At 48.5% G+C, this 26,028-nt stretch carries 25 protein-coding genes; 3 read left to right on the top strand and 22 right to left on the bottom strand.

All coding sequences use genetic code 11. The features are described from left to right. Window positions 1-69 precede the first annotated feature (69 nt). The 4 genes from ACN081_RS03255 to ACN081_RS03240 all read right to left on the bottom strand — a co-directional run bounded on the left by ACN081_RS03255 (window position 70) and on the right by ACN081_RS03240 (window position 3,973). Window positions 70-366: a DUF3039 domain-containing protein gene (locus tag ACN081_RS03255; protein WP_419106940.1), complete on the bottom strand. Its 297-nt coding sequence runs from the start codon at window positions 364-366 to the stop codon at window positions 70-72. 60 nt (window positions 367-426) lie between these two features. Further along, window positions 427-2,022: a hypothetical protein gene (locus ACN081_RS03250; protein WP_419106939.1), complete on the bottom strand. Its 1,596-nt coding sequence runs from the start codon at window positions 2,020-2,022 to the stop codon at window positions 427-429. Then, a complete protein-coding gene (locus tag ACN081_RS03245; RefSeq protein ID WP_419107003.1) occupies window positions 1,998-2,753 on the bottom strand; it encodes an ABC transporter ATP-binding protein in 756 nt (251 codons plus the stop codon). Before ACN081_RS03245 ends, ACN081_RS03250 begins: the two co-directional genes overlap by 25 nt. A gap of 293 nt (window positions 2,754-3,046) precedes the next feature. Further along, complete coding sequence (locus ACN081_RS03240) at window positions 3,047-3,973, bottom strand: co-chaperone YbbN (RefSeq protein WP_419106938.1); 927 nt, start codon at window positions 3,971-3,973, stop codon at window positions 3,047-3,049. Between the two features lie 161 nt (window positions 3,974-4,134). Between ACN081_RS03240 and ACN081_RS03235 the strand changes: the two genes are divergently transcribed. Beyond that, window positions 4,135-5,403: an AI-2E family transporter gene (locus ACN081_RS03235; RefSeq protein ID WP_419106937.1), complete on the top strand. Its 1,269-nt coding sequence runs from the start codon at window positions 4,135-4,137 to the stop codon at window positions 5,401-5,403. A 93-nt stretch (window positions 5,404-5,496) separates the two neighbouring features. On the opposite strand, the gene ACN081_RS03230 is transcribed toward ACN081_RS03235, so the two are convergent. Further along, complete coding sequence (locus ACN081_RS03230) at window positions 5,497-5,829, bottom strand: ATP/GTP-binding protein (RefSeq protein WP_419101466.1); 333 nt, start codon at window positions 5,827-5,829, stop codon at window positions 5,497-5,499. 92 nt (window positions 5,830-5,921) lie between these two features. Between ACN081_RS03230 and nucS the strand changes: the two genes are divergently transcribed. Then, on the top strand, window positions 5,922-6,641 hold the full coding sequence (nucS, locus tag ACN081_RS03225) for an endonuclease NucS (RefSeq protein WP_419106936.1): 720 nt from the start codon (window positions 5,922-5,924) through the stop codon (window positions 6,639-6,641). A gap of 148 nt (window positions 6,642-6,789) precedes the next feature. Here nucS and ACN081_RS03220 read toward each other — a convergent pair whose 3' ends face one another. The 13 genes from ACN081_RS03220 to ACN081_RS03160 all read right to left on the bottom strand — a co-directional run bounded on the left by ACN081_RS03220 (window position 6,790) and on the right by ACN081_RS03160 (window position 19,509). Continuing rightward, complete coding sequence (locus ACN081_RS03220; protein WP_419101468.1) at window positions 6,790-7,050, bottom strand: F0F1 ATP synthase subunit epsilon; 261 nt, start codon at window positions 7,048-7,050, stop codon at window positions 6,790-6,792. Continuing rightward, the gene (gene atpD / locus ACN081_RS03215) at window positions 7,050-8,513 is read right to left on the bottom strand and encodes a F0F1 ATP synthase subunit beta (protein ID WP_419101469.1); all 1,464 of its coding nucleotides are present in this window, start codon (window positions 8,511-8,513) and stop codon (window positions 7,050-7,052) included. Before atpD ends, ACN081_RS03220 begins: the two co-directional genes overlap by 1 nt. 45 nt (window positions 8,514-8,558) lie before the next feature. Continuing rightward, window positions 8,559-9,491 (bottom strand): F0F1 ATP synthase subunit gamma, encoded by a 933-nt coding sequence (locus tag ACN081_RS03210; RefSeq protein ID WP_419103608.1) that lies wholly within the window; start codon window positions 9,489-9,491, stop codon window positions 8,559-8,561. 79 nt (window positions 9,492-9,570) lie between these two features. Then, a complete protein-coding gene (atpA, locus tag ACN081_RS03205; protein WP_419103657.1) occupies window positions 9,571-11,196 on the bottom strand; it encodes a F0F1 ATP synthase subunit alpha in 1,626 nt (541 codons plus the stop codon). A gap of 162 nt (window positions 11,197-11,358) precedes the next feature. Next, the gene (locus ACN081_RS03200) at window positions 11,359-12,174 is read right to left on the bottom strand and encodes a F0F1 ATP synthase subunit delta (RefSeq protein WP_419103609.1); all 816 of its coding nucleotides are present in this window, start codon (window positions 12,172-12,174) and stop codon (window positions 11,359-11,361) included. Next, complete coding sequence (locus ACN081_RS03195) at window positions 12,174-12,728, bottom strand: F0F1 ATP synthase subunit B (RefSeq protein ID WP_419103610.1); 555 nt, start codon at window positions 12,726-12,728, stop codon at window positions 12,174-12,176. The genes ACN081_RS03200 and ACN081_RS03195 overlap by 1 nt, the downstream gene beginning before the upstream one ends. A gap of 48 nt (window positions 12,729-12,776) precedes the next feature. Further along, entirely contained in the window at window positions 12,777-12,986 is a 210-nt protein-coding gene (atpE, locus tag ACN081_RS03190; RefSeq protein ID WP_419101473.1) for an ATP synthase F0 subunit C, read from the bottom strand. A 128-nt stretch (window positions 12,987-13,114) separates the two neighbouring features. Beyond that, entirely contained in the window at window positions 13,115-13,906 is a 792-nt protein-coding gene (atpB, locus tag ACN081_RS03185) for a F0F1 ATP synthase subunit A (RefSeq protein WP_419103611.1), read from the bottom strand. Between the two features lie 92 nt (window positions 13,907-13,998). Continuing rightward, window positions 13,999-14,253 (bottom strand): hypothetical protein, encoded by a 255-nt coding sequence (locus tag ACN081_RS03180; protein WP_419103612.1) that lies wholly within the window; start codon window positions 14,251-14,253, stop codon window positions 13,999-14,001. Between the two features lie 36 nt (window positions 14,254-14,289). After that, window positions 14,290-14,697 carry a hypothetical protein gene (locus ACN081_RS03175; protein ID WP_419106935.1) on the bottom strand — a complete coding sequence of 136 codons (408 nt, stop codon included), beginning with the start codon at window positions 14,695-14,697 and terminating at the stop codon, window positions 14,290-14,292. Continuing rightward, window positions 14,687-15,736, bottom strand: a complete 1,050-nt coding sequence (locus ACN081_RS03170) for an MraY family glycosyltransferase (protein WP_419106934.1) — start codon at window positions 15,734-15,736, stop codon at window positions 14,687-14,689. Before ACN081_RS03170 ends, ACN081_RS03175 begins: the two co-directional genes overlap by 11 nt. Window positions 15,737-15,781: 45 nt before the next feature. After that, window positions 15,782-17,632 (bottom strand): polysaccharide biosynthesis protein, encoded by a 1,851-nt coding sequence (locus ACN081_RS03165; protein WP_419106933.1) that lies wholly within the window; start codon window positions 17,630-17,632, stop codon window positions 15,782-15,784. Further along, entirely contained in the window at window positions 17,629-19,509 is a 1,881-nt protein-coding gene (locus tag ACN081_RS03160; RefSeq protein ID WP_419106932.1) for a glycosyltransferase, read from the bottom strand. The genes ACN081_RS03165 and ACN081_RS03160 overlap by 4 nt, the downstream gene beginning before the upstream one ends. Window positions 19,510-19,766: 257 nt before the next feature. Here ACN081_RS03160 and ACN081_RS03155 point away from each other — a divergent pair, with 257 nt between their 5' ends. Further along, window positions 19,767-20,771, top strand: coding sequence for an NAD-dependent epimerase/dehydratase family protein (locus ACN081_RS03155; protein ID WP_419103617.1), 1,005 nt, complete (start codon window positions 19,767-19,769; stop codon window positions 20,769-20,771). Between the two features lie 68 nt (window positions 20,772-20,839). Here the strand turns inward: ACN081_RS03155 and ACN081_RS03150 are convergent, their stop codons facing one another. The 4 genes from ACN081_RS03150 to rho all read right to left on the bottom strand — a co-directional run bounded on the left by ACN081_RS03150 (window position 20,840) and on the right by rho (window position 26,025). Next, entirely contained in the window at window positions 20,840-21,838 is a 999-nt protein-coding gene (locus ACN081_RS03150; protein WP_419106931.1) for an L-threonylcarbamoyladenylate synthase, read from the bottom strand. Between the two features lie 45 nt (window positions 21,839-21,883). Then, window positions 21,884-22,798: a peptide chain release factor N(5)-glutamine methyltransferase gene (prmC, locus tag ACN081_RS03145; protein WP_419103619.1), complete on the bottom strand. Its 915-nt coding sequence runs from the start codon at window positions 22,796-22,798 to the stop codon at window positions 21,884-21,886. Between the two features lie 4 nt (window positions 22,799-22,802). After that, window positions 22,803-23,882 (bottom strand): peptide chain release factor 1, encoded by a 1,080-nt coding sequence (prfA, locus tag ACN081_RS03140; protein WP_419101483.1) that lies wholly within the window; start codon window positions 23,880-23,882, stop codon window positions 22,803-22,805. 118 nt (window positions 23,883-24,000) lie between these two features. Beyond that, window positions 24,001-26,025 (bottom strand): transcription termination factor Rho, encoded by a 2,025-nt coding sequence (rho, locus tag ACN081_RS03135; protein WP_419106930.1) that lies wholly within the window; start codon window positions 26,023-26,025, stop codon window positions 24,001-24,003. Between the last annotated feature and the right edge of the window lie 3 nt (window positions 26,026-26,028).

Raw genomic sequence — 26,028 nt, 5'->3', positions numbered from 1 at the left:
TCACAAAAGCGCACACAAAAATGACCCTACCCAGCCACATAGCTAGATAGGGTCACCTCACAGCTTCAGCTAATTCTCGCCGTCGCCATCATCCTTACCCGGACGCAAACCATCATAAATTTCCTGACACTGCGGGCACACCGGAAACTTCTCAGGGTCACGCCCCGGAGTCCATACCTTACCGCACAACGCACGCACAGGATTACCCGTCAGAGCAGACTCCATAATCTTCTCTTTACGCACATAATGGCTAAAACGCTCATGGTCACCCGGCTCAACAGTCTCCGTCAGCTCACGCTCCAACAACGCAGTGCCACCACGCGTATCCGGCACAAAAGGATCTTCAACTCCAGGAATAGAAGACATCTCTCCTCCTCACAAACAGCAATACATCAATAACCACATACTACACAAAAGAAAAGTATGTTACCGCTTCAACTGAGCAAAACACTCAGGAGCATGACGCTCATACCGGCGAGCACTCACACGCATCACACCCCACACGCACAGCACACCATACACCAGCGACACTGCGCCAGTGCACCATGCCCACACTGCCTGCCCCGTCAACAAGTAGACACCGTACAGCACAAAGGTTGGTATCAGCGCCACAAAAATCAATAACGAGACACCTAAACGTGCCAGAACCAAACCAGCACCGCCCGTATTCTGCGGTGTTTTAAACGGGCCAGAACCAGGTGGCGGAGTCGGCGGCGGCAACGTCACATCAAATAATGAGCTAATAGCAGCAGCCGTACAAAAAGCACCAACCGAACCACCAGCAAGAGCGAAAAACTCCACAAAACTAGCGCCACGATACCACAAGAAAAACGTTAAACAGAAGAGCAGAATCGGTAAGAAAAGAATGCTCAAACCATAGAAACGGCCCCAGCGGTCATCTTTTCCACTCAGTGGAGAAATAAGATGTGTAGCCAAGGCAGAATCATCATACGCCACCAAATAATAGAACGTAGAGCCTACCATCAACGCAATAAACAATGGGCCAATATCAGAAAAAGCGCCGCTATCCCTGCCAGCAGAAGCTGAGAACGCTTCACCAAAAGCCATCAGCACATAGAATGCAGGCGGAATCACCATATATGCGCTCATACGAGAATCGGTGAAGAAAGAATGTATGGTGCGAGCAGCAACAGCCCAACGTGTATGGGCTGGAAAATGCGCAAAAATACCGATATTCCCTGCTTCTTTAGTGCGTGTACCGGTTTTCGCTGTTGAAGCACCCAAATATTCCATCTCATGAGTGAGCAACTTATTCCATAGCACCCAACCAGCCGCAACATACACAGCAGTTAGAGCACAACGGCCAGTAGCCATCCACCATGCGCCGTCAAGAACATCACCGGGAACAGCCCATATAACGCCCAGCGGGCTCCACGCCAAAATGTTAAGAATGGTTGGAAGATAATCCCAGATAGATGCCACAGCACCAGCAATCAGCATAAGAAACGGGACTAAACAAATCATCAGAATAACCGTAACTACCGACATCACGTTACGCAGCATACGATTCTGATAAATGCGCTGTCCCACCATATTAATCAGGCGAGACATCATCATCATTAACAGTAGCCCCACCGGAGCACACAAAACATAGCTAACCAACACTAACGGCTGATGAATGAAAGCACCAGCAGTCACGAGCGTGGCAAGAGCCGTTAAAAAGCCGGGAACACCTATGAGGTTGCCCCACAGTTGCGCCCATTGAATATCTCGTGCCGACAACGGGTACGGGGCAAGCTTATCGAGGTCAAGCGCATTATCAACCCATGCAAAGAACAAGGGCACCACCAGCCAGATAAGGCTAAACACCACACCAAAGCACAGCGCCCATATCTGCTGTTGGGGTGATTCTGTGCCGGCTGTCAGTGACGCAAAAGCCCATAAGGCAAGAAGACCAGACCCATAGAGCAACGCAATAATGGTGCCAATGATAGCCCACATATTACGTTTAAAAGAGGCAAGAAAATCTGCCCATTTTAGTTTGAGGAGGACTTTAACCATGAGATTCCCTCCGAAACAACACGTCCACCAACTAGTTCAATGAACCGCTCTTCTAAAGTCTTGCCGGCGCACACATCATCTAACGTGCCAGAAGCAACGATACGTCCCTCGTTCATCACCGCCACGTGGTCGCATAGGCGACCCACCAAATCCATCACATGTGACGAGAGCACAATCGTTCCACCCGATTGAATGTACCCGCGTAAAATATCCTGAATGTTCGACGCCGAAACAGGGTCTACTGCTTCAAACGGCTCATCAAGAATCAGAAGTGAAGGAGCATGAATCAGCGCGCACCCTAACCCAATTTTCTTTGTCATACCAGCAGAATAATCGCATACGCGACGCCCACCAGCATCACCCATTTCAAGGACGTTCAACAAGTCGGCACTACGTTCTTTAACCGTCTGACGGTCTAGCCCATGTAACATGCCCGCATAATATAAAAGTTGTTCACCGGTGAGCTTATCAAAAAGACGCACACCATCAGGAAGAACACCCACCTGCTTTTTAGCGGCAATAGGATCTTCCCAAATGTTTATTGTGCCAATATGCGCTGTTCCAGCGGTAGGACGCAACAACCCTGTTGCCATGTTCAGTGTGGTCGTTTTACCAGCACCGTTACGTCCCACCAGCCCAAAGAAGGAGCCACGAGGAATGTCCAGATTAATACCGTCTACAGCCACCTTATCTCGGTATTCTTTGACCAGATGACGTAAGCTCAACGCCATGGAGCGTGACGGGGCAGAATGCTCTGGTGTTGGAATCTGCTCGCTCACTTGGGAAAAGTCGTGTTCTTCGGTGTCTGGTTGAGAAGGTGTATTCCACGGAATCTGATCTGTCACGAAGCGTTCCTCTCGTTGCGAGCGCATACTATTTCGGCACATCATCTAACAGTTAAAATAATAAATGCTGTGGTTCACAGTCTAGGTGTTCTTGTCAACCACAGCAAATATTCGTCGCTCATACTACGCGCCCAACACCGTACCGGTGCAAGCGGTTAGGCGGTGTGTGGCGCTCTCTTTTAGAAGAGGGCGGTCATTAAAGCAGTGCGCGCTTTAACCACGCGAGGGTCAGCAGAACCAACCACATCAAAAAGCTCTACCAGACGTTCACGCACCGTGTTCTGAGCCGAAGCGTCCACCTGTTTAAACACGTTAATAAGACGATTAAACGCGTCCTCAACATGCCCACCCGAAATATCAAGGTCAGCAACAGCCAACGCCGCCTCAACATTCAACGGCTCTTGCGCCGCCTGAGCACGCACCTGCACCGTATCATAGGCAGACACCCGCGATAGCAGATTCACCTGAGACAGCCCCAGCTTAGCGTCCTTATCCCCCGGGTTCTCCGCTAAAGCACGCTGATACGCTTGCTGAGCAGCAGCATAATCACCACGATCAATAGCGTCTAATGCCTCTTGATGTAACGGAGGTAAAGGCTTCTCGGCAACCTCACCCGCAGAAGGAGCGAAACCACCTGGAAGCTGGTGCTCTGCAGCAATCTGAAGAACCTGTTGCAACAGCTCTGTCGCCTGCGCAGTATCAATCGGAGTATTAAACAAAGGTGCCGGGCGCCCCGCAAGAATTGCTACACCTGCCGGAACGCTCTGCACCTGAAACGCCTGAGCAATCTCAGGGTGAGCACCCACATCCACCGACGCCAACAACAAATTACCGCCAGCAGAGTTTACGACCTCCTCAACGGCACGCAACGTCTGCTCCGAAGCGGCAGACTGTGCAGACCACAGCACAAAAATAACAGCACCTTGCGAAGACATCTGAACATACTTCTGAAAATCCTCGCCACTGGTAACCTCATACCGGTAACTCACCGCAGTATCACCAGCAGGTGCAGAAGACTCAGCAGAAGCCGGCTGTTGAGCCAACTGAGATAAGTCAGGTGCACGACGTACCGACGACGGAATAAAAGGTTCATGAGAAGAAGCCACAGTTTACCTCCTACAAATAAAAGAATGTTGTGTTATCTAAAATCTACCGTTTTTTCTCGTCATAAAGCAGTGTTTCTAGCCGTCGGCTGAATCCTACTCTCAGGAATAAGGTATAAAGTTGTCTCAGATACACCGTATATCAAGACGAAAATAAAAAAATTATGACCAAAGAATCTGCAGTCGAGAAAACTTTCAAACATCTCAAAGAAAAACTCAACCAATGCAAAAATAAATGCGTAGGCTTACCTAGCCCACAACCTCGCCCACGCTTTGAACCACCAGAAGAACCCGAAACGTTAACAGAAGAAACCAGCATCGACACCATCGAAAACACGGCAGAAGAAACCGACTCTTCACCCAACACCTTCGAAGCGCCCGCTATCGCTATCGCTAACCCTGTTCGTGTCGGCTTCCTCCTAACCGTCGGTGTTGGTGCAGCACTACTAGCACTCTACTTCCTCACCAATATCGGCCCACTCGCCGGCTGGATTGTTGGGGCACTCTTTATCGCCCTCGGACTCGACCCCGCCGTACGCAAGCTAGAAAGTCTCGGCCTTCCACGTGCAGCCGCCGTACCCGCCGTCGTCATCACCTTCGCCCTCGTCGTTGTCGGACTCATCTCATGGGTCGTCCCAAAAATTGCGCGACAGACCATCCAATTCGTCAATTCTTTCCCCAACGACTTCGCAGACTTCCTCAACTCACCATTTTTCACCTCCATCGACGAAAAATTTGGTATACGTAACTGGGTCACAAACGAAGTATCAAAAACATTCCAAGGACTCACCTCAGATTCCAACGTTGTCAGTTCCTTCTTCAACACCCTCGTCAACGCTGGCTCAACCGTTGCCAACATTCTTACCGGAACAATTATTGTGCTCTTCTTGAGCCTCTACTTCCTCTCATCACTACCCCTGATGAAAGCATGGTTTGTTCGACTCACTCCCGCCTCAAAACGTGAAACCGTCAGCAAACTCACCGACAAAATCACCGAATCCGTTGGTAACTATGTTCTCGGGCAAGCAGCCGTAGCCTTACTCAACGGCACTTTTGCGCTAACCGTCATGCTCATCGTCGGGGTTCCTTTCCCTGAGCTTTTCTCACTCATCGTCGTCATCCTTGCCTTTATCCCCCTTATTGGTGGAGTCTCCGCAGGAATTATCGTCTCCGTATTCTCACTCACCGCTGGATGGCAAGTCTCTCTAGCATTCGCTATCTGCTACTTCATCTACCTACAAGTTGAAGCGTACTTCATCTCACCGCGCATCATGTCTAAAGCTGTTGCAGTCCCCGGCGGTATCGCCATCATTGCAGTGGCTGCAGGCGGAAGCCTCTGGAGCGTACTCGGTGCACTCATCGGCATCCCTGTTGCGGCGTCTTGTCTCATCCTCGTTCAAGAAATACTCGTACCAAGACAAGACAAAAACTAAAACCATATAACACCAATACAACGGGGTGTGGGGTATGAAGAATCGTTCTTCATACCCCACACCCCGTCCTATTGCAGGATTACACCTAAAATATCAACGGCGACGAGTCTGCCAACACCTCTGATGCCAATGCCGACGCTCAGCAATAGCCTGAGCCTTACCAAAAAGATGATTTTCTTGCCACACCACCAAATGTGCAACACCGGGGCTAATAGTTCGCCCACATTCAGGACAAATATAATTCTTGCGAGCATTCACCGCCGGCATATACTGCACATACCAGTGACCATCTGAAGCGACCTCAACCGTCGGAGACGGATCAAGAATCCTCGAAATATCACGGCCAGAAGAAACAGCGGCACGCTGCCACTTACTAGGAGCACGGCCAGAATTGCCATTACGACGACGAGAAGAATTGCGGGACATAAATACTACTATCGTACATATCCGGCTCACACTCAAATACACGCCCACAGAATCGACACCCAGCGCCTGCACAAACTGTTAGAGTTATGTGCGTGCGACTTGTTATAGCAGAATGTTCCGTAGATTATGAGGGCAGATTACGTGCCCACCTCCCCCGTGCCACACGCCTACTCATGCTCAAAAATGACGGCTCGGTACTCATCCACTCCGACGGAGGCTCCTATAAGCCCCTGAACTGGATGAACCCACCGGTCAATATGCACGTCCTAGAGGGAGAAAAACTCACCCAAAGCAGCCAATTCACCGAACTGGCAGACCCCGAAATACAACAATTATGGACGGTACAAGCAGCCAAAAGCGACGACCGTCTTCTCATCAGAATCTACGAGGTCATCGGAGAACTCTCCCACGACCTCGGCATCGACCCCGGACTCGTCAAAGACGGCGTAGAATCCGATCTACAACGCCTCCTTGCCGAACAAATCGAAACCCTCGGTGCCGGATATACTCTCGTCCGCAGAGAATACCCCACCGCTATCGGCCCTGTTGACATCATGGCACGAGACGCCAATGGTGCATCCATTGCGGTAGAGCTCAAACGTGTAGGCGACATCGACGGTGTTGAACAGCTCACCCGATACCTCGAACTACTCAATCGTGACCCGCTACTTGCCCCCGTCAAGGGCGTATTCGCAGCTCAACGCATCAAACCACAAGCGAGAACCCTCGCAGAAGACCGCGGTATCCGCTGTATCAGCCTCGACTACGACGCCATGCGCGGAGTAGACCAATCAGAAAACCGACTCTTCTAAACCCCAAAATATAACACCATATAAAAATTCATCATGCTCTTAGACTCACAGTGTTAGAGCACCACCATTAAAAACAAGAGGTGTTTGCTTCTTCACCCTTCTGAACAGAAGGAGAAGAAACAAACACCTCTTCTCATATGAGGTTTATTTAGACCTTCGCGTGCTTAGCAGCAATAGTGACGCGGTCATTAGAAACCGTCAAAAACCCCTCTTGAAGAGTGGTCGTCATCGGCTCACCAGAAACCGGCTCAATGTACAGCTCACCATCTTCAGCAAGAAGAACACACGTCGGGATATGCCCCGGAAGGATACCCAAATCACCGGTGACAGTGCGAGCACGAACATATTTCGCCTCGCCCTCCCACACACGGTGTTCACGAGATACAACCTCGACTTTTAGTGCCGTCATTACTTGGCTCCAGTCTGTGCCTTGATTTCCTCGTAGCGGCGGAAGACATCGTCCATACCACCAATGTTGTAGAACGCCTGCTCAGGGATGTGGTCTACATCGCCGTTGCAAATCATCTGGAAGGACTCAATGGTGTCCTTCAAAGGAACAGTTGAACCCTCAACACCGGTAAACTGCTTCGCAGTGTAAGTGTTCTGAGAGAGGAACTGCTCAATACGACGTGCACGAGAAACAACAACCTTCTGCTCTTCAGAAAGTTCGTCCACACCAAGAATCGCGATGATGTCCTGAAGTTCCTTGTTCTCCTGAAGAATAGCCTTCACACGGATAGCAGTATCGTAGTGTTCGTTACCGATGTACTGCGGATCCAAAATACGTGAGGTTGAGGAAAGCGGGTCAATAGCAGGGTACAGACCACGAGAAGCAATCTCACGAGAAAGCTCAGTTGTTGCATCCAAGTGAGCGAAGGTTGTCGCTGGAGCAGGGTCAGTGTAGTCATCCGCAGGAACATAAATAGCCTGCATAGAGGTAATAGAGTGACCACGAGTTGAGGTAATACGCTCCTGCAACAAGCCCATCTCATCAGCAAGGTTAGGCTGGTAACCCACAGCAGAAGGCATACGACCGAGAAGGGTGGATACCTCAGAACCTGCCTGAGTGAAACGGAAGATGTTGTCGATGAAGAGCAGAACGTCCTGATTCTTCACATCACGGAAGTATTCCGCCATGGTCAAACCAGTCAAAGCCACACGGAGACGAGTTCCCGGAGGCTCATCCATCTGACCGAATACAAGCGCGGTGTCTTTAAGAACGCCGGCTTCTTCCATTTCAACCCAGAGGTCGTTACCTTCACGAGTACGCTCACCTACACCGGTGAATACAGAAGTACCACCGAAGTTACGAGCCACACGGGTAATCATTTCCTGAATCAAAACGGTCTTACCAACGCCCGCACCACCGAACAGACCAATCTTACCGCCCTTAATATAAGGGGTCAGCAAGTCAATGGACTTAATACCGGTCTCAAGCATTTCGGTAGAACCTTCAAGTTCTGCGAAGCCAGGAGCAGTACGGTGAATAGGCCAGTAAGTGTCAGCCTTAATCTCGGAGTTATCGACGTCAAGAGCGTCACCGAGAACGTTGAAGATGTGTCCTTTCACGCCGTCGCCCACAGGAACAGAAATAGGTGCTCCAGTGTCAACAACAGCCTGTCCACGCACCAAACCGTCGGTCTGCTTCAAAGAAATTGCGCGGATGATAGAGTCGCCCAAGTGCTGAGCGGTCTCGAAAGTAATCGTAGTAGTAGTGCCACCGAGAGTTAAATCAGCGGTGAGCGCATTGTAAATATCCGGTACCTGACCGGCAGGAAACTCAACGTCGACAACAGGGCCGATGACGCGCACGATGCGGCCAGTAGCGCCCTGAGTCGGCGTAGCTGCCGATTCATTTACAGTGGAGGTCATAGTTCTCACTTACCTAATAAGAGAAAGTTATTGGTTGGTCTTCTGTTAAGATGCGGCGAGGGCGTCAGCGCCACCGACAATCTCAGAAATCTCGTTAGTAATCTCAGCCTGACGAGCGTTGTTCATCAAACGAGTGTACTTCTTGACAAGTTCATCTGCGTTATCACCAGCAGACTTCATCGCACGCTGGCGAGAAGCAAGTTCGCTAGCAGCAGCTTGCAATAAGCAGGCGTACAGACGAGACGCCACATAACGAGGCATCAACGCGTCCAGCACTTCCTGAGGGCTAGGTTCAAACTCGAACATAGCATCCTGTTCAAATTGCTCTTCATCAAGGCGAACACCTGGAACAATTTCTTCACCCATACGACGTGCTTCTTTAACAGCAATCGGTAGTAGACGAAGAATCTTTGTTTCCTGAGTTACCATCGACAAAAATTCGGTGTACACGATATGCAATTCATCGACACCGCCCTCTTCGAAAGGACGCTCATACGCATCAAGCAAAGCTTCACGCATTTCGATAGCCATTTCGACGTTGGGGTTATCGGTGTTACCCTCCCATGCACGCTCATACGGGCGTTCACGGAATTCAAAATATGATTTTGCTTTACGGCCAACAAGGTAAAGCTGAACCTCGCGACCTTCGCTACGCAACTTCTCAATCAGACCCTCCGCTTTTTTCAAAACGGATGAAGAGTATGATCCAGCTAAGCCACGGTCACTCGTCATCACCAAAATAGCTGAACGACGATGCTTAACAGACGTATCAGTCAACAACGGGTGTTGAATGGGGTGCTGAGTAGCAATAGCAGTAACAGCCTTTGTCAAAGCAGCAGCATAAGGGCTTGCAGCATCTGCGCTCTTACGTGCCTTATTGATACGAGAGGTCGCGATCATCTCCATCGCCTTGAAGATTTTTTTCATCGACGAGGTCGAATTAATCTTCTGGCGGTAAACCCTAATTTGGGCTCCCATAGAGCTTCCTTTCAGTCCTAGCAGTTGTGCTGTTCTACGCTGTTAGGCTCAGAACAGCACAACCACATCAGGATTATCGCTAACCGATGGTTTCCTGAGATACGTCCGCATCAGATACTGGCTTATGCTCCTCATGACCAGCGTCTACGAGGTGGCTAGTACCTTCAGAGGAAAAGTTACGCTTGACTTCAGCAACCGCATTCTTCAATGCAGCTACAGTGTCGTCTTCAAGCTTTCCGGACTCGCTAATAGCGGTCAAGACGCCAGTGGAACGACGGAGGTAGTCGATGAACTCTTTCTCAAAACGGAGTACGTCAGAGACCTCAACGTCATCAAGGTATCCGTTCGTACCTGCCCAGATAGAAACAACCTGCTCTTCAACCGCGTACGGGGTGTACTGAGGCTGACGCAAAAGCTCCGTCAAACGAGCACCGCGAGTGAGCTGCTGTTTGGACGCATCGTCCAAGTCAGAAGCGAACATTGCGAAAGCTTCCATTGCGCGGAACTGTGCAAGGTCGAGTTTGAGAGTACCGGAGACTTTCTTCATGGCCTTGGTCTGTGCGGCACCACCCACACGAGAAACCGAGATACCTACGTCAACTGCAGGACGCTGGTTTGCGTTGAAGAGGTCAGACTGCAAGAAGATCTGTCCGTCGGTAATGGAAATAACGTTCGTAGGAATGAACGCGGAGACGTCATTTGCTTTGGTTTCGATGATGGGGAAACCAGTCATCGAACCAGCGCCTAGCTCGTCAGAGAGCTTTGCGCAACGCTCGAGCAAACGAGAGTGCAAGTAGAAGACGTCGCCGGGGTATGCTTCACGTCCTGGTGGGCGGCGTAGAAGCAAGGAAACAGAACGGTATGCTTCTGCCTGCTTTGACAAGTCGTCAAAGATAATCAAAACGTGCTTGCCACCGTACATCCAGTGCTGACCAATAGCAGAACCGGTGTAAGGTGCGAGGTACTTGAAGCCTGCTGCATCAGATGCAGGAGAAGCAACGATGGTGGTGTATTCCAAAGCGCCGCGTGCTTCAAGGGTGCTACGTACTGCAGCGATAGTCGATGCTTTCTGACCGACAGCTACATAGATACAACGAACCTGCTTTTGAGGATCGCCAGATTCCCAGTTAGCTTTCTGGTTCAAAATGGTATCGACGGCGATAGCGGTCTTACCGGTCTGGCGGTCGCCAATGATGAGCTGACGCTGTCCGCGACCGATAGGAATCATTGCGTCAATAGCCTTAAGGCCGGTCTGCAATGGTTCGTGCACAGACTTACGCTGGGTAACACCAGGTGCCTGTAGTTCTAGCGCACGGCGACCTTCAGCTTCGATAGGTCCCATGTCGTCGATGGGGTTACCCAGAGGATCAACAACACGACCAAGGTATGCGTCGCCTACGGGTACGGAAAGAACTTCACCGGTGCGGTGTACTTCTTGTCCTTCTTCGATACCGGTGAAATCGCCAAGGATAATAGCACCAATATCGCGGGTGTCTAGGTTCTGCGCCAAGCCAAGAGTGCCGTCTTCAAAACGAAGCAACTCATTAGCCATGACGGAGGGAAGACCCTCAATGCGGGCGATACCGTCAGATGCTGACGATACTCGACCCACCTCTACTCGTTCTACTTTGCCGGGTTCGTAAGACGCTGCAAACTCGTTTAGCGCGTTACGGACGTCGTCGGCGTTGATGGTCAAATCGGCCATCTTTTGTCCCTGCTCTCCTAATGTGTGGTTCTCCCCCACAGGTCGTGGGTGAAAACCGAAACTTGCTTTACGGTTGGTACGTTCTTCTAACCACCGTGGTGAGAAGAACCGCACCTTCCATCTGTATCTGCTAAATCACTATTGCGTATGCAATCCGTGGTCTTAGGCAACGATAGAGCGGTTGAGTTCGTTCAGACGTGACTGGACGGTGCCGTCAATAATGTCGTCTCCAACTTGAACCTTGAGTCCACCTATTACCTGAGGATCAACGGTGATGTCTAGCTTCAGTTCTTGTCCATAGGCTTGTGAAAGCCCACGGCGCAACTTTTCGATGTGTGCGTCGGTTAGAGGTCGGGCTGATACAACACGTGCAACCGAGCGTTTTTGACGTTTGACGATAATTTCAACGAATTTTTCTGCCAAACGTGCAGGTGTCATTCCGCGAGGTGCGACGCTCACACGTTCAATCAACAACTGGCCTTCAGCTGTTGCTGGAGAACCAGCAAGAGTGAGGGCAAGTTTTTTCTTTGCTTCTGGTAGTGCACGGTCGTCGTTAAGAGCGATCTGTGCTGGTGCAGAAGAATTCAAAGTGTTGATGAAAGTGAGTAGTTCATCAAGAACCGTCTCCAAAGCGTTGGCGCCTGCGCGTACCTCTGCAGCTTGAGCTGTTGCATCAACAGCCACATGCTCGAGAGCATCAGCTAAATCACGTTCAGCAGACCAACGTGCAGTTGCAGCCGCTACAAAAACGTTCAGTGCCGGCTCCGAGACCTTACCGCGAAATACTTTCTGAACGATTCCTTCGCGTGCTTGTTCGCTACGAGAAGGGTCGGTCAGTGCTCGTCGCAGACCGCCATCAGCGTCTAGGACGTCAACAACAGCAAACAGCTCTTTAGCAAGATAGTCAGGACTTACTGCACGCTGTGCAGCAAGAACCGCTTCCACCTTCTTCAGTGATTCAGTAGATACTCCTGCCATTACCGAGCTACACCTGCGTTCTGCTGCTCGGTTTCAAGGTCAGCAAGAAAACGATCTACTACACGAGCTGATCGCTCATCATCGTTAAGGGATTCGCCAACAATTTTGCCAGCCAAAGATGTTGCTAAAGTTCCTACCTCTGAGCGAAGAGAAACTAGAGCAGCTACACGTTCAGCTTCGATAGTCTTCTGTGCATTATCGGTAATGCGCTGAGCCTCAACAGTTGCACGTTCTTTGAACTCAGCAAGAATTGCTTCACCCTCAGTACGAGCTTCTTCGCGAATCTTCTGTGCTTCCAAACGAGCGCTTTCAAGCTGTTGGTTGTACTCTTCGCGTGCTGCGGCCGCTTCTGCCTGAGCTTTTTCAGCTTTAGCAAGACCGCCCTCAATAGCCTCTTTACGTTCCTGATAGATCTCTTCGAACATCGGGATAACGTATTTGGTAACGATGAGGAGGAGGATCAGGAACCCGATGAAGACAATGACCATTTCCCAAACATTCGGGAAGAGAGGGCTAACGCTGTGCTCCTCTCCAGCAGCCATCAAATATGACATAGGGAAAATTCCTGTTCTATAGATTAGAGAATAAGGCGTGAGCCTTTATTACATAATGAACGCGAGAATGAGACCCAAAACTGCAAGTGCTTCAACCAAAGCGAAGCCCATGAAGAGCATTGGCTGAAGAGTGCGCTGTGACTCAGGCTGACGAGCAACGCTAGTCATGTAAGCAGCGAAGATTAGACCAACGCCAATACCGCCACCGATAGATGCAAGACCGTAGCCGATAACACTCAGGGAGCCTGCGATTGCCATGTTGTTTCCTTTCAACAGTGCCCGTTATGTGTTTTGTTCAACGAGCAGAGTTTTGATTATGTGGTGATTACCCGCATGTTACGGGATGCTATATCCTTCAAGCTCTAGATGAACTTGAGAAAACTTTTTTAGTGTCCTTCTGAAACTGAACCTTGTAGATAAACAGCTAGAAGCAACGTGAAGATGTACGCCTGAATGCACTGAATCATCAGTTCAAGGAAGTAGAAGAATAGACCGAGAGCACCAGAACCTACAGCTGCAAGAGAACCGAATCCCCCCACCTCAACAATGAGGTACTGAGTCAAAGATGCAGCAACCAAAATCGCCATGTGTCCGCCGAACATCGTCGCAAAAAGACGAAGGGCGTGAGTTACAGGGCGAATCAAAAGATTTGAGAGGAACTCAATCGGTACAAGAATGATGTACAAGATAGGAGGAACACCAGAAGGCATGGTGAGATCTTTGAAGAACGTGCCAAAGCCCTTACGTTTGATACCTACGCCAACCCATGTAAACCATGCGAAGCCTGCCATCACATACGCTGCGCCAGCGTGAGACATTGGAGGTAGCTGAATACCAGGGATAGAACCAAAAAGGTTATTAACCAAGATGAAGAAAAAAGCAGTAAAGAGCAATGGCACAAAAGGCTTATATGCGTGAGCGCCAATGAGTTCTTTTGCTAGAGAGTTACGAATAAAAAGGTAACCGCTCTCTGCGATAAATTGCTCACGTCCGGGAACCATCGCACGCTTGCGACCTGCATGCATAAAAAATGCTGCGACGATGACAACGGAAAGTATCACCAGCAGCATCTGCTTGCCGAAACCAAACGAACCAATCGTGAAAATATCGGGAAGATGAGTATCTTCAACCGTGGGAGGAACATATCCCGCGGCGGTAACAAGCCCGTTTACGATCAAGGCAAGTCCTTTCTTGCATCAAAGTATTGGTCAAAATGACCGTGTACATATAAGTATGTTATTGAAAAATTATGTGTGACTCAATGATGTGGTCAGTTACGGTTCGTCATGTGATACCAAACGAGGTAGAACCCTCCGATTGCGCCAACAAGGGCACCAGCAAAAACTAACCATCGAGTTCCTAAAAAGTGATCCAGCACAAAGCCTACCAAACTCCAGATAGCAATGCCCAATATGACATAGAGCAAAGTCATGATTGCCCCAGCAATTCCGCCACCTGCAACAAGCTCTCCCGTAGTACGAAGCTTTTTATCGCCACGCCACCAAGGATTCTGCGCTTTACTCACTTTTTATTTCCTTCACACTTATTCTGACTATCTACCTTAATCATGATCAGCAAAATACAAGATACGCATTGCCATAATGCTCTTCATTGTCATCACTAACCACACCAATGTAGTAATCAAAGCGCCAGATAGCATCCAACCATTCGTCATCGCTTGTGGCAAAGGAACAATCAGTAGCAACATTGCACCAATCATTACTTTAATGACGTAGCACACCACCATTTGGCGTGCCACATTTGCCATCGAAACACGCTCAGCACGATGAGCAACAAGAACATCTATGCTAAACCATATCTGAACGATGAGACTACCTACCAAGAAAGCTAGAAAACCCCAGCGCCCTTGAATAAGTGCTCCCACCATAATACCTGTGATCGTTACTGGAATAACAATTTTACTCACCGAAAAGAAAATGTTTTTCCAGACAGAGCTATTACTGCCCATCAACAGACCCTTGCCCCTGACTCTTTTCAAGGCTATCTTTTTTAAATTTCTTCACCAGCTGAGGAGAATACAAATACATACCAAGCAACACAAAAGTCAGTAAACCGGCCCAAATAGCTTCCTGAGTTTCATACGGCAACGTCACAATAGCAAGAACCGAAATAAAAATAGTCAACAACGAAACCACTAAAGCACTTTGGATATGGGATAAACCAACATCGGTCAAACGCTGATAAGCATGTTGGCGATGCGGACAATACCACTTCTCTTTACGATAGATACGCAGCCAAAGAGTCACACCCGTATCCGCCAAATACACCAAAACAGGAGATAACAAATACTCTAAATACACTCCAGAGAGAAAAGCGCCAACAGCCATTGACGCAATAGAACCACCTAAAAAGTAAGAACCAGAATCCCCCAAGAAAACATTATTAACACTTCTAAGATTCCACGGTAAAAATGCTAAATACGCCAGTGATAAAGCAGAGCCACCAATAAACAACCAATTGAGATCATTCACCCAACCGGCATAAGCATAAAATCCGCCAACAATAAAACCGTGCAACCCAGAAATACCGTTCAAGCCGTCCATAAAGTTTGCAACGTTGATATAAGCGGCAATGGCCAAAACCGCTAGAGGAACCCACACCCACGATGTATGCAAAGAATAGGTCAGCAAAGATGTCACGACCACGCCGATAGCAAGTTGAATACCAAAACGCCAAAGAATAGGAACGCCTCGATAATCTTCGAGCCAACCAAGAATTACTGAGCCAAGCATTCCCACCAAAACAGAAAGCGCAACAGAACGGTCAATAGAAATCATGCCGAAAACAATCGCGAGAATATAAGCGATACAAGTGCCAGCAGCAGCGGCAATACCCATCCCCCTCAACGTCTGACGGTGATGCGAAGAACGTTCAGTTGGAATATCCACCATGTTCCATTTTTTCAGCAAAGGAATAATTGCCCGGGGCAAAAAAAGACTCACCATAAAAGCAACGAAGGCAGGAACCCACATCATAATGTTTTCCACGACAACACCCCATTCTGAAAAGACACGAGAGGATAGCAGGTCATCCTATTTTCGCCCATACCCACGGTGATTAATATAGTTTTGACACCACTGCTCATAGTCTAAATCTGCTGGTGCAAACGGCGGAACATGAGCATGAGAAATATGTTTATTCTTCTCATTCGAAACGTTTTTCTCTTCTTTGCTGAAAAGAACTTCCTCTAACTTTTCGCCATCCCGTAATCCGGTGTATTGAATATCAAGGTCAGGGCACTTATACACCTCAAGTATTTGCCGAGCAATTTTCTCGATAGGAACAGCCTGTCCCATATCCAGAACGAGAACTTCGCCACTATTGCCCAAGGCACCAGCAAGAAGGACCAATGCACAGGCGTCATCAACCAACATGAAAAAACGGGTAGCTTCAGCATCTGTCACCGTTAACGGTTTATTATTGCGAATCTGCTTGATAAATAGCGGTTTAACAGAACCTCTGGAACCAAAAACGTTACCGAAACGAACGGAAACATATTTTTTTCCAGTAGTTTGCCCGTACCAGCTACACAGTCTTTCAGCGGTGCGTTTGGACTGCCCCAAAGCACTCTTCGGGTCAGCAGCTTTATCAGTAGAGATATTCACAAAAACATCAACCTCTACTTTAGATGCAGCTTCAAGAATGTTAAGCGTTCCTTGAACGTTAGTCTTCCAGCCCTCTTTCGGATTCGATTCAAGAGCAGCCACATGCTTCAACGCAGCAACATGAAAAACCACATGTGGACGATGTTCTTCAAAAGCATTGTTCACAGCCTCAACGTCACGAATATCAGCAACCACGATACCGTCATCAGCTAAAGAACCAGAATATTTAATTCCATAAAGGGCGTCTAAAAGCAAGGTCTCATCACGATCGAGCATGATTAATTTTTCTGGCTCATACTCCATAATCTGACGGCACAACTCAGATCCAATAGACCCACCAGCACCAGTCACAAGAACACGCTTACCCTGTAAATATTGAAAAATATCCTGGCGCTCAACGTTGTAATCGACTTTTCCGCGTACAGCCTCAATAATTCTACGATCTATTTCAAGCTCAGGATTTCTCATTAAAGGGTATTCATAATGGAGATTCCCATTCACTCCAGCCGTCACTCCAGCATAATGCAAAAAATCCACACCCAAACTTCGCATCTCCTCCGCAACCGTCTGATACCCCAGCGGCAATTCTTTCTTTGCACAAATAACGGCAGATGCGCCAAGCCTCGTCACCAAATGACGAAGATCTTCACGGGTTCCTCGAATAGGAACACCCTGAATACGCTGATTACGTAACGAAGGATCATCATCAACAAGTGCAACAGGATGATAGAGAGAGCTCGGGTCCGATAATAGGTTCGTCACTAATTGTTGCCCAAGAAAACCTGCACCATACACAATCACAGGAACTGCCTTATCAACAGGAGAAAGATTCTGATATTCCTGAAGCATCCTCTTAAAATAACGGAACACTGACATAATAATCAGAGCAAAAGGCGCAACAATTAATATTGCTGAGCGAGGCACACCAATATGCCACGAAAACTGAATAAGAACAGCCTGAATAACTGCCACAGCAGATAAAACGGTATACCCCAGAAGCTTCGTCTCTGCAAAAGAACCATACGGTAAACGATTACTGTACAAACCAACGGCATACCCAACTCCAAGCTGAATACTTAGAGCTATCGCAGTAACCACAGAAAAACCGAATGGGTTAATCAGCTCAAAACTTCCATACCTCAAGAAGAACCCAATGAATAAAGCGGCAATCCAAGCACCAGCGTCCAAGGCCATACGATAATAAATCCACCGCTGTTTATGGTCGCGCTCAAGGCGTGCAGAAGAATCATGCACCATATCACTGGACATATCCGTCATGAACATTTTTCCTTCCGCAGGTTATTATCAACCTGCCCACTACCAATCAACGACCGAAAAGCCTTTTTACGTAATCCAACAGGAACAAAACGATACACTAGACGAACACCTAAATTCGTCACAAAATCAGTCTTGTTAATCATACCGCCGTTATAAAGAGTCTGTTGCACTTTCACATCCTTAGTAAAAGCACCCACACCGCCACGACGGGTATACACACCAGCACCAGTACGATATTTCACCAAAGAATCAGCAATATTCTGGAACACAAAGCCAGCAGCATTCATACGGCTCCACAACCAATAATCCTCAGCTCCAGGGACTTCCTCATAACCCCCAACAGCTTCCACTGCAGACTTGCGAAAAATCACCGTAGGATGAAACATCGGATTTCGATGAGCAAAAGCAGAACGAATCTGCTCAGAACCAAGAACAGCATGCCGTTCAGACTCAATATAAGAAGCATCCAAAGATACTTCAAACATCGACGAACCAAGCACCGCAACATTCTTGCCAACCAACTCAGGAAGCTGACGTTCAAAACGATGCGGTAAAGAAATATCGTCAGCATCAGCACGAGCCACTACATCATAGGAACATTCTTTAAGCCCCTCGTTCAAAGCATTTGCAAGACCCGCATTACGAGGTAACGAAACCACCTTAATCGGGCACACCTCACCTTTTCGAGAACGAGCACACCAACGCTCAATGACCTCATCTAACTCAGGTGTTAGAACACCATCTTTGACCAAAACAAACTCATCAGGAGCTCGATTCTGCTCAACCGTATTCGAGGCAATAGCACGGTCAAGGAAACGTGCATCATCACGAGAATAAGTGCTCATCAACACCGAAAACTTCTGATCAGGCGAAGAACACGACACACACTGCTGACGAACATCTGAAAAATCATACGCCCCAGCAAGCACGTCCTGATTAGAACGAAAAGGCTTCAAAGAACTTTTAATACCATGATAGAAATAGCCGGCGTACTTTTTTTTCTTTGAAGTACGCAATAAAGTACTACACCACAGTCTTACCGTAGAACCGCTGTACAGCACTTTTTCTAAAGGAGTGAGCGTACGACAACGTGTAAACACCCATATCTTATTACGCACATCATTATAAAAACGTTTCCCGGGGTCAGCATCTGTTGTGCCGAAAGTCTTAGTATGGTGAACCACCACAGAATCAGCCACAGCAATAGCATGCCGATGATGAGCCAAACGCGTAGAATACTCAAAATCATCATTCCAGATGAAAAAATCAGCCCAAGGCAACCCCACACGACGCATCACAGCAGCGTCCATGAGCAACGACACAAAAGACCCAGAACGAATTGGACGCCCACCCACTTTTTGCGCCAACTGATGTTGACGACGAGTAGCCCCAAACATGGTACGCATCGTATTCATCGGATGGTCAAGACCGTTCTTCCACACCACACGAGAAGCAACAAAAGCAGGGCGTTCCGAACGAATCACCGAATAATCACGCCACGCACGATAACTGGCTAAAAGAGTATTTTCTAAAGGCTGAGTATCGTCGTCCATCACCCACACCAAATCTGCCTGATGAGTAAACAACGCACGATCAATACCAACAGCAAAGCCACCAGCGCCACCAGTATTTTTAGATAAATGAATAATATCTAAAGGAATGTCATATTCAAGGTCATCTAAATATGCAGCCGTCCCATCAGCAGAATCATTATTTACCACCACAACACAATCAGGACGGCAAGCACCCTGTCGTATTCCCTCCATGGTCATACGCAGAAGATCCAACCTGTTATAGGTCACAACGACCGCTACAATATGGTCCTGAGAACTCGTCGCTGAGTTAGGTACTCGTTGGGAGCTATGAAGATGCGACATTACCTCTAGACCATAACCTTTCTAGGATTCATACAACTCTAAGCACCTGCTAAGAGCTCAAATCGTCGATGCTCTCTACTTGTCAGTATTGAACAACTCTAGCTAGTTTACTGAACATCAGACGGTGACACCCCTTTTATCACCCATAAGATACCTAAAAGGTTGCTGTGTCTGTTAGTGATTTTGCACCACTTATGATTATGTTAGGTATATCAGCCCGTCATTAACCTCATCGACGGGTCTAGAAAGGGGACATTGTGGCTGAGGCAAGCTGGAAAGTTATTGGAGCAAGCGGATTCGTCGGGTCGTCCATTATTGCACGTCTACAAGCAGACGGCATCGACAGCGACCCTATCGAAGCTCCTCGTCTTGCAACATCACAGACAAATCCGCAAGCACTCATCAAAGAAGCCTATAGGCTCGAAGGAATCATCAACTCTCTGGCTGATTCTTTTGCTGGAGCAGACGTCGTCATTAACGCATCAGGATTAGCTGCCCCACACCAACAAGAGTTAGCACCTCTCATCGGAGCCAACGCCCTGCTACCAGCAGTTATCGCTATTGCAGCCCAACGTACCGGTGTCAAAAGAATACTTCACATGTCATCTGCCGCAGTACAAGGTTCCTCCCCTGTACTCAACAACGAAATCAAAACCTCACCCTTTTCGGCATATTCTTTCTCAAAAGCACTCGGAGAAAAAGTACTCCTCATGCTCTTAGAAGAATCACAACAACACGCTCGCACACCAGAAATATGTATTATCCGTGCAACCAGTGTGCAAGGCTCAGGACGTAAAACCACAGAATCCTTTGCAAAAATTGCGTCTTCATTCCTCGGCTCCGTTGCCGGAACAGGTCAGCAATCCTCACCTGTTTCATCATCCTACGCATTAGCAGAATTCGTGTCCATGGTCGGTCAATTCCCTCAACGACTACCAGCAATCGTTGTTCAGCCGTGGGAAGGAAGCACCTGCTCCTCCGTTCTCATTGATGCTGGTCGACGACGCCCATTCACCCTACCTCATCAACTATGCCAAGGCATCATTAGAAGCGGCTACGCTTTCTCCCGCCTTTTAGACGACCGTTTTCAAGGCACTGTACGCCGTGTAGAAGTCATGTGGTTCGGACAAAGAATAGATGACTCTTGGGCACGTCATCATGGGCTCATTCCAGAACCAAGAATCCAAGAAGTTCTCAGAAGCGCTCATCTTGCCCTCGGACGTAAAAAGGACCGAAAATACCGTTCCTCTTCAACATCATAAAACCATAAAAATATGGGGTGCTCCTCACCAACGTGAGAAGCACCCCATATTTTTATGAGGAGAACACATTAATTCGCTGAACTCTCATCTTCAGCACCGTCAAACACCAACGAATGAGCCTGAGCAGTACTCAACGGCTTCGTCACAGTTGTATCTAACGGCTGGCGGACAGAACGCACCGGCTGAGCCAAAGAACGACGCTGATCAATACCAGATACCGGTGAAGACTCCGAAACAAGACGTTCATGTAAACTACCCGAAGCCGGCACCGGTGCTTGACGATAACTAGGAGTATCCGACGACTCATCAGATTCTAAAAAGTCATCATCAAGTTCAGAGAATTCATCATGATTCTCCTGAGGATCTTTCAACTGGCTACGAGACTCTAACTCAGCTTTCGTGACAATCTCCGGAACAACTTCACGTAAAGCATCAAGAGAAATAGCACCCTCACGAACAACGACAGCCTGCTCCCCCGTGCAATCCACAATAGTAGAAGCCACCGGAACAGTATGCTCAGCATCCTCACCGTCAAGAGCACGAGAACCAGCATCAAGAATTAGCTCAACATCGTCACCTAACTGGTCTAAAGCTTCTTGCGCGTCCACCGCGGCAGGACGACCTGTCTTATTAGCAGAAGACACCGCTAACGGGCCCGTTAAACGAAGCACATCAATAGCAACCTCATCGTCAGGAACACGAAGAGCGACAGTTCCTTGAGTATCCCCCAAATCCCAGTTCAAAGACGGCTGAGAGTAACAAATAATGGTGAGTGCACCGGGCCAAAACGCTTCTGCCAAAGCAGAAGCATCAGCAGAGACCTCATCAGCAAGACCAGGTAAAACAGAAGAACTATAAATCAACACCGGCGGAGGCATACGCCGTGAACGCCCCTTAGCAGAGAGTAACTTAGTAACCGCTTCAGGAGAAAACGCATCAGCGCCGATACCATACACGGTATCGGTAGGAAGAACAATCGTTTTCTTCTCTTTAATAGCTTTCTGAGCAGCAGCAAGCGCCTCAGTACGGTTCTGTTCAGTATCGGTTGAATACAGGGTAGCTTTCACGTGGTTTATTCTCTCATGTTCTCAAAGAACTCTACGGATATTCTCTTAATTATTCTGCGAATAATTCGGTTTCTCACCGGCAGTATGTCGTGCACGAGAGGCTAAATCGTCAATAGATTCAATAGCATTGAACCCTAAAGACTCAAAAGTCTCAACCATCACCTCACGCTGAGTCTGAGCATGCTCCATGATGCAATACCCACCAGGCTTCAGAAGTTCAAAAGCCCGAGAGGCAATAGCCCGCGGAATTCTCATACCATCCTCACTACCACCATAAAGCGCCATATGAGGGTCGTGTTCACGGACTTCCACATCACACGGAATAGCGTTCTCAGGGATATACGGAGGATTACTCACAACAATATCGTAACTCCCCTCTTCTCCCTCGAGAGCATCTCTGGCATCAGCTTGCACCAAGCGAACGCCCGTTCCTTGAAGATTACGCTCCGCCCAAGCATACGCCAAATCGCTCAGCTCAACAGCTGTCACATCTACATGGTGTCGTTCTGTTGCCAAAGCCGCCGCAATAGCACCAGAACCAGTACACAAATCAAGAATACGGATAGGAGAATCTATAACAGAACGTAACCTATCCACACGCCCTAAAGCGTGTTCGACAAGAAGTTCTGTTTCAGGACGAGGAATAAAAACACCAGGCCCAACAGACAATTTAAGAGAACGGAAATACGCAACACCGGTAAGATGCTGTAGCGGAATCCGCTCAGCCCGCAAAGACACCAGTTTCTCGTATCCGGCAGGAACAGGCGCACCCACTAACGCTAAGGCTTGAACTCTCCCGCGAGAAATAACCTCTCCGGTTTCTTGTTCAAGAAGATGCGCTACAAGTAGCTGAGCATCAACCTCAGCCTGATCAATTCCAGCTTCTGCTAAGTGCGCCGATGCCCGACGAAGAGCGGAATCAAGCTCCTCATCGGGCATAAGCATAAACTCTGAACTCAAGAATCTAGTTCTCTTCCTGACCTAACTGCTCCAAACGAGCCGCTTCATCCATGGCAATAGCAGACTGAACGACCGCTTCGAGGTCTCCGTTAAGTACCGCATCAAGGTTATAGGACTTATATCCAGTACGGTGATCAGCAATACGGTTCTCAGGGAAGTTATAGGTGCGGATACGTTCAGAACGATCCATGGTACGCACCTGAGAATGACGCTTTTCAGCATTCTCAGCATCAATCTGTTCTTGCTGCCATGCCAGAAGACGAGCACGCAACACACGCATCGCCGCTTCACGGTTTTGAATCTGAGACTTCTCATTCTGCATAGCTACCACAATGCCAGTAGGCAAGTGAGTAATACGCACAGCAGAGTCTGTTGTGTTCACTGACTGACCACCAGGACCAGAAGAACGATACACGTCAATCTTCAAATCATTCTGGTTAATCTCAATTTCTTCAGGCTCATCCACTTCAGGAAACACCAAAACACCGGCAGCTGAAGTGTGAATACGTCCTTGAGACTCAGTAGCGGGAACACGCTGAACACGGTGCACACCGCCTTCGTACTTGAGATGCGCCCAAACGCCCTCTGCAGGGTCTGTTGACTGCCCTTTAATAGCAACCTGAACATCTTTATAACCGCCGACGTCGGTGCTCGTCGAAGAAATAATCTCGGTCTTCCAACCCTTAGACTCAGCATAACGAGAATACATGCGTAACAAGTCTGCAGCGAAAAGACTTGCTTCGTCTCCGCCTTCTCCGCCTTTGACTTCAAGGATGACGTTACGTCCATCGTCAGGGTCACGAGGAATGAGAAGACGGTGTAATTTTTCGGAGGCCTCGTCAAGTTGTTGTTGTAGAACAGGGACTTCTTCAGCGAAGTCTGGGTCTTCGGAAGCCATTTCTTGAGCTGCTTGCAAGTCTTCAGTCAAAGTGTTGACACGATGATAAGCCTCAACGATACCGTTCAACTCAGAATAGCGTCGCCCCAGTTTACGGGCTTTACCCTGATCTGCGTGAACTGCTGGGTCTGCTAGTTGTTTCTGAAGATCAGCATGCTCATCAAGCAGAGACTGAATTTCGTACAAAATATGCCTTCTTTACTATCCGCGAGAGCGTCCATCCCTCGACTTTTAGTGCAAATAATAGTGGTCGATATGATACGTGTGTGCCGTCTCATCCAAAGACGGCACACACCAACTATCTCTAGTCTCCTGTATTCGTTCCCAAACCGGACTTTTGAACGGTCAAAAGGAACTCAACATTTGATTGGGTTTCGCGTAGCTTTGAGGTGAGTACGCCAAGAGCCTGCTCTTGTTCCAGACCAGCAAGAACACGACGCAAACGCCACATAATCTTAATTTCTTCTGGTGAAAGAAGATTCTCTTCACGGCGAGTACCCGAAGAGGTAACATCCACCGCAGGGAAAATTCGCTTATCTGCCAGCTGACGAGATAGACGCAATTCCATGTTGCCAGTGCCTTTGAACTCTTCGAAGATGACCTCATCCATCTTAGAACCAGTCTCAACCAATGCGGTGGCAAGAATGGTCAAGGAGCCGCCTTCTTCAATGTTGCGTGCTGCACCGAAGAATTTCTTAGGTGGGTACAGTGCCGCAGAGTCTACACCACCAGAGAGGATACGACCAGAAGTCGGCGCTGAAAGGTTGTAGGCACGTCCCAAACGAGTCATCGAGTCAAGTAGAACGACAACATCCAGCCCCTGTTCGACAAGGCGCTTTGCGCGTTCAATAGCGAGTTCAGCAACGGTTGTGTGGTCGTCTGCGGGACGGTCAAAGGTCGAAGCAATCACTTCACCCTTGACAGTGCGCTGCATGTCGGTGACCTCTTCAGGACGTTCATCAACAAGTACCATCATCAGATGAACTTCAGGGTTATTAGTCGTAATCGCATTAGCGATGGACTGAAGCATGAGAGTCTTACCTGCTTTAGGAGGTGAGACAATCAATCCACGCTGGCCTTTACCAATCGGTGCGATGAGGTCAACCACACGGGTGCCCAGTTTCTTCGCATCGGTTTCAAGACGTAGACGTTCTTGAGGGTATAGCGGGGTAAGTTTGCTAAAGTCACGACGGTTCTTTGAAGTTTCAGGGTCAAGACCGTTGATAGAGGTCAGCTGTAGTAGCGCGTTAAACTTTTGACGGTTGTTGTGCTTATCGTTTTCACGAGGAGCGCGGATAGCACCGACAATAGCATCGCCTTTACGTAGCCCGTATCGTTTGACTTGGTTCAAAGAGACGTAGACGTCAGAAGGTCCGGGGAGGTATCCGGAGGTACGGACAAACGCATAGTTTTCGAGGACGTCTAAGATACCGGCGACAGGAACGAGTACATCGTCTTCGCTGATTTCTGGTTCGTCGTAATCATTGTGATGGCGTCGGTTGTTTCGGTTGCGACGTTCGTTTTGGCGTTCGCGTCGGTTGTTTCGGTTGCGTCCACGGCGGTCTTCATCAGGACCATGTGAATTTTCGCGCTCGCCGCGGTCGTTACGGTCACGGTCTCCACGCTCGCGGTCACGGTCGCGGTCGTTACGGTCATGACGATTACGAGTACGCTTACGCTGAGGACGCTCATCATCCTCAAAACGTTCTGAACTCTCATCGGCAACAGAAACATCCTCAGCAGAAGTATTCTCTACCTCTTCAGAAGAAACATTCTTCTTCTCATCATGTTTCTGCTCAGAACCCTTACGGCGACGATCAGTACGAGTACGAGTACGGCGAGTAGTCTTCTCAGATTCCCCCGCTTCCCCATTCTCTTGCTCCTGAGCTGAAGATTCTTCAGAAGACTGTGAAAGGTTCTTCTCCTGAGCGTTACGGGAAGAACGACGACGCGTAGTTTTCTTTTCGCTCTTCTCGCTCTTTGACGGCTGAGCAGAATCTGCTTCACCGGCTTCGCTAGAAGTCTCTACCTCAGCAGCAGAAGATTCCTCAACCTTCTTTGCACCACGGACGGTACGCTTACGAGTAGTTTTTTGAGCTTTAGCAGGTTTCTGCTCCTGAGATTCAGCACTTTGCTCTTCGCGCTCAGCCATTGCACCACCACGCTGATGGTTAGAAATAGCTTCAACAAGATTAGATTTACGCATACGTCGTGCACCCGTAATACCTAGCTGTACTGCTAGAGATTGAAGCTGAGTAAGTTTGAGAGTGCTCAAAGACGGCGATTTAGTTTCCTCCGCACCAGCGGTACGGTCGGTAGTTTCAGCCAAGAA

This window comes from Rothia sp. P13129 (assembly GCF_048512865.1).
Taxonomy (GTDB): domain Bacteria; phylum Actinomycetota; class Actinomycetes; order Actinomycetales; family Micrococcaceae; genus Rothia.
Note: the sequence above shows the minus strand (reverse complement) of the source record. Positions and strands in the feature narration are given on the sequence as shown.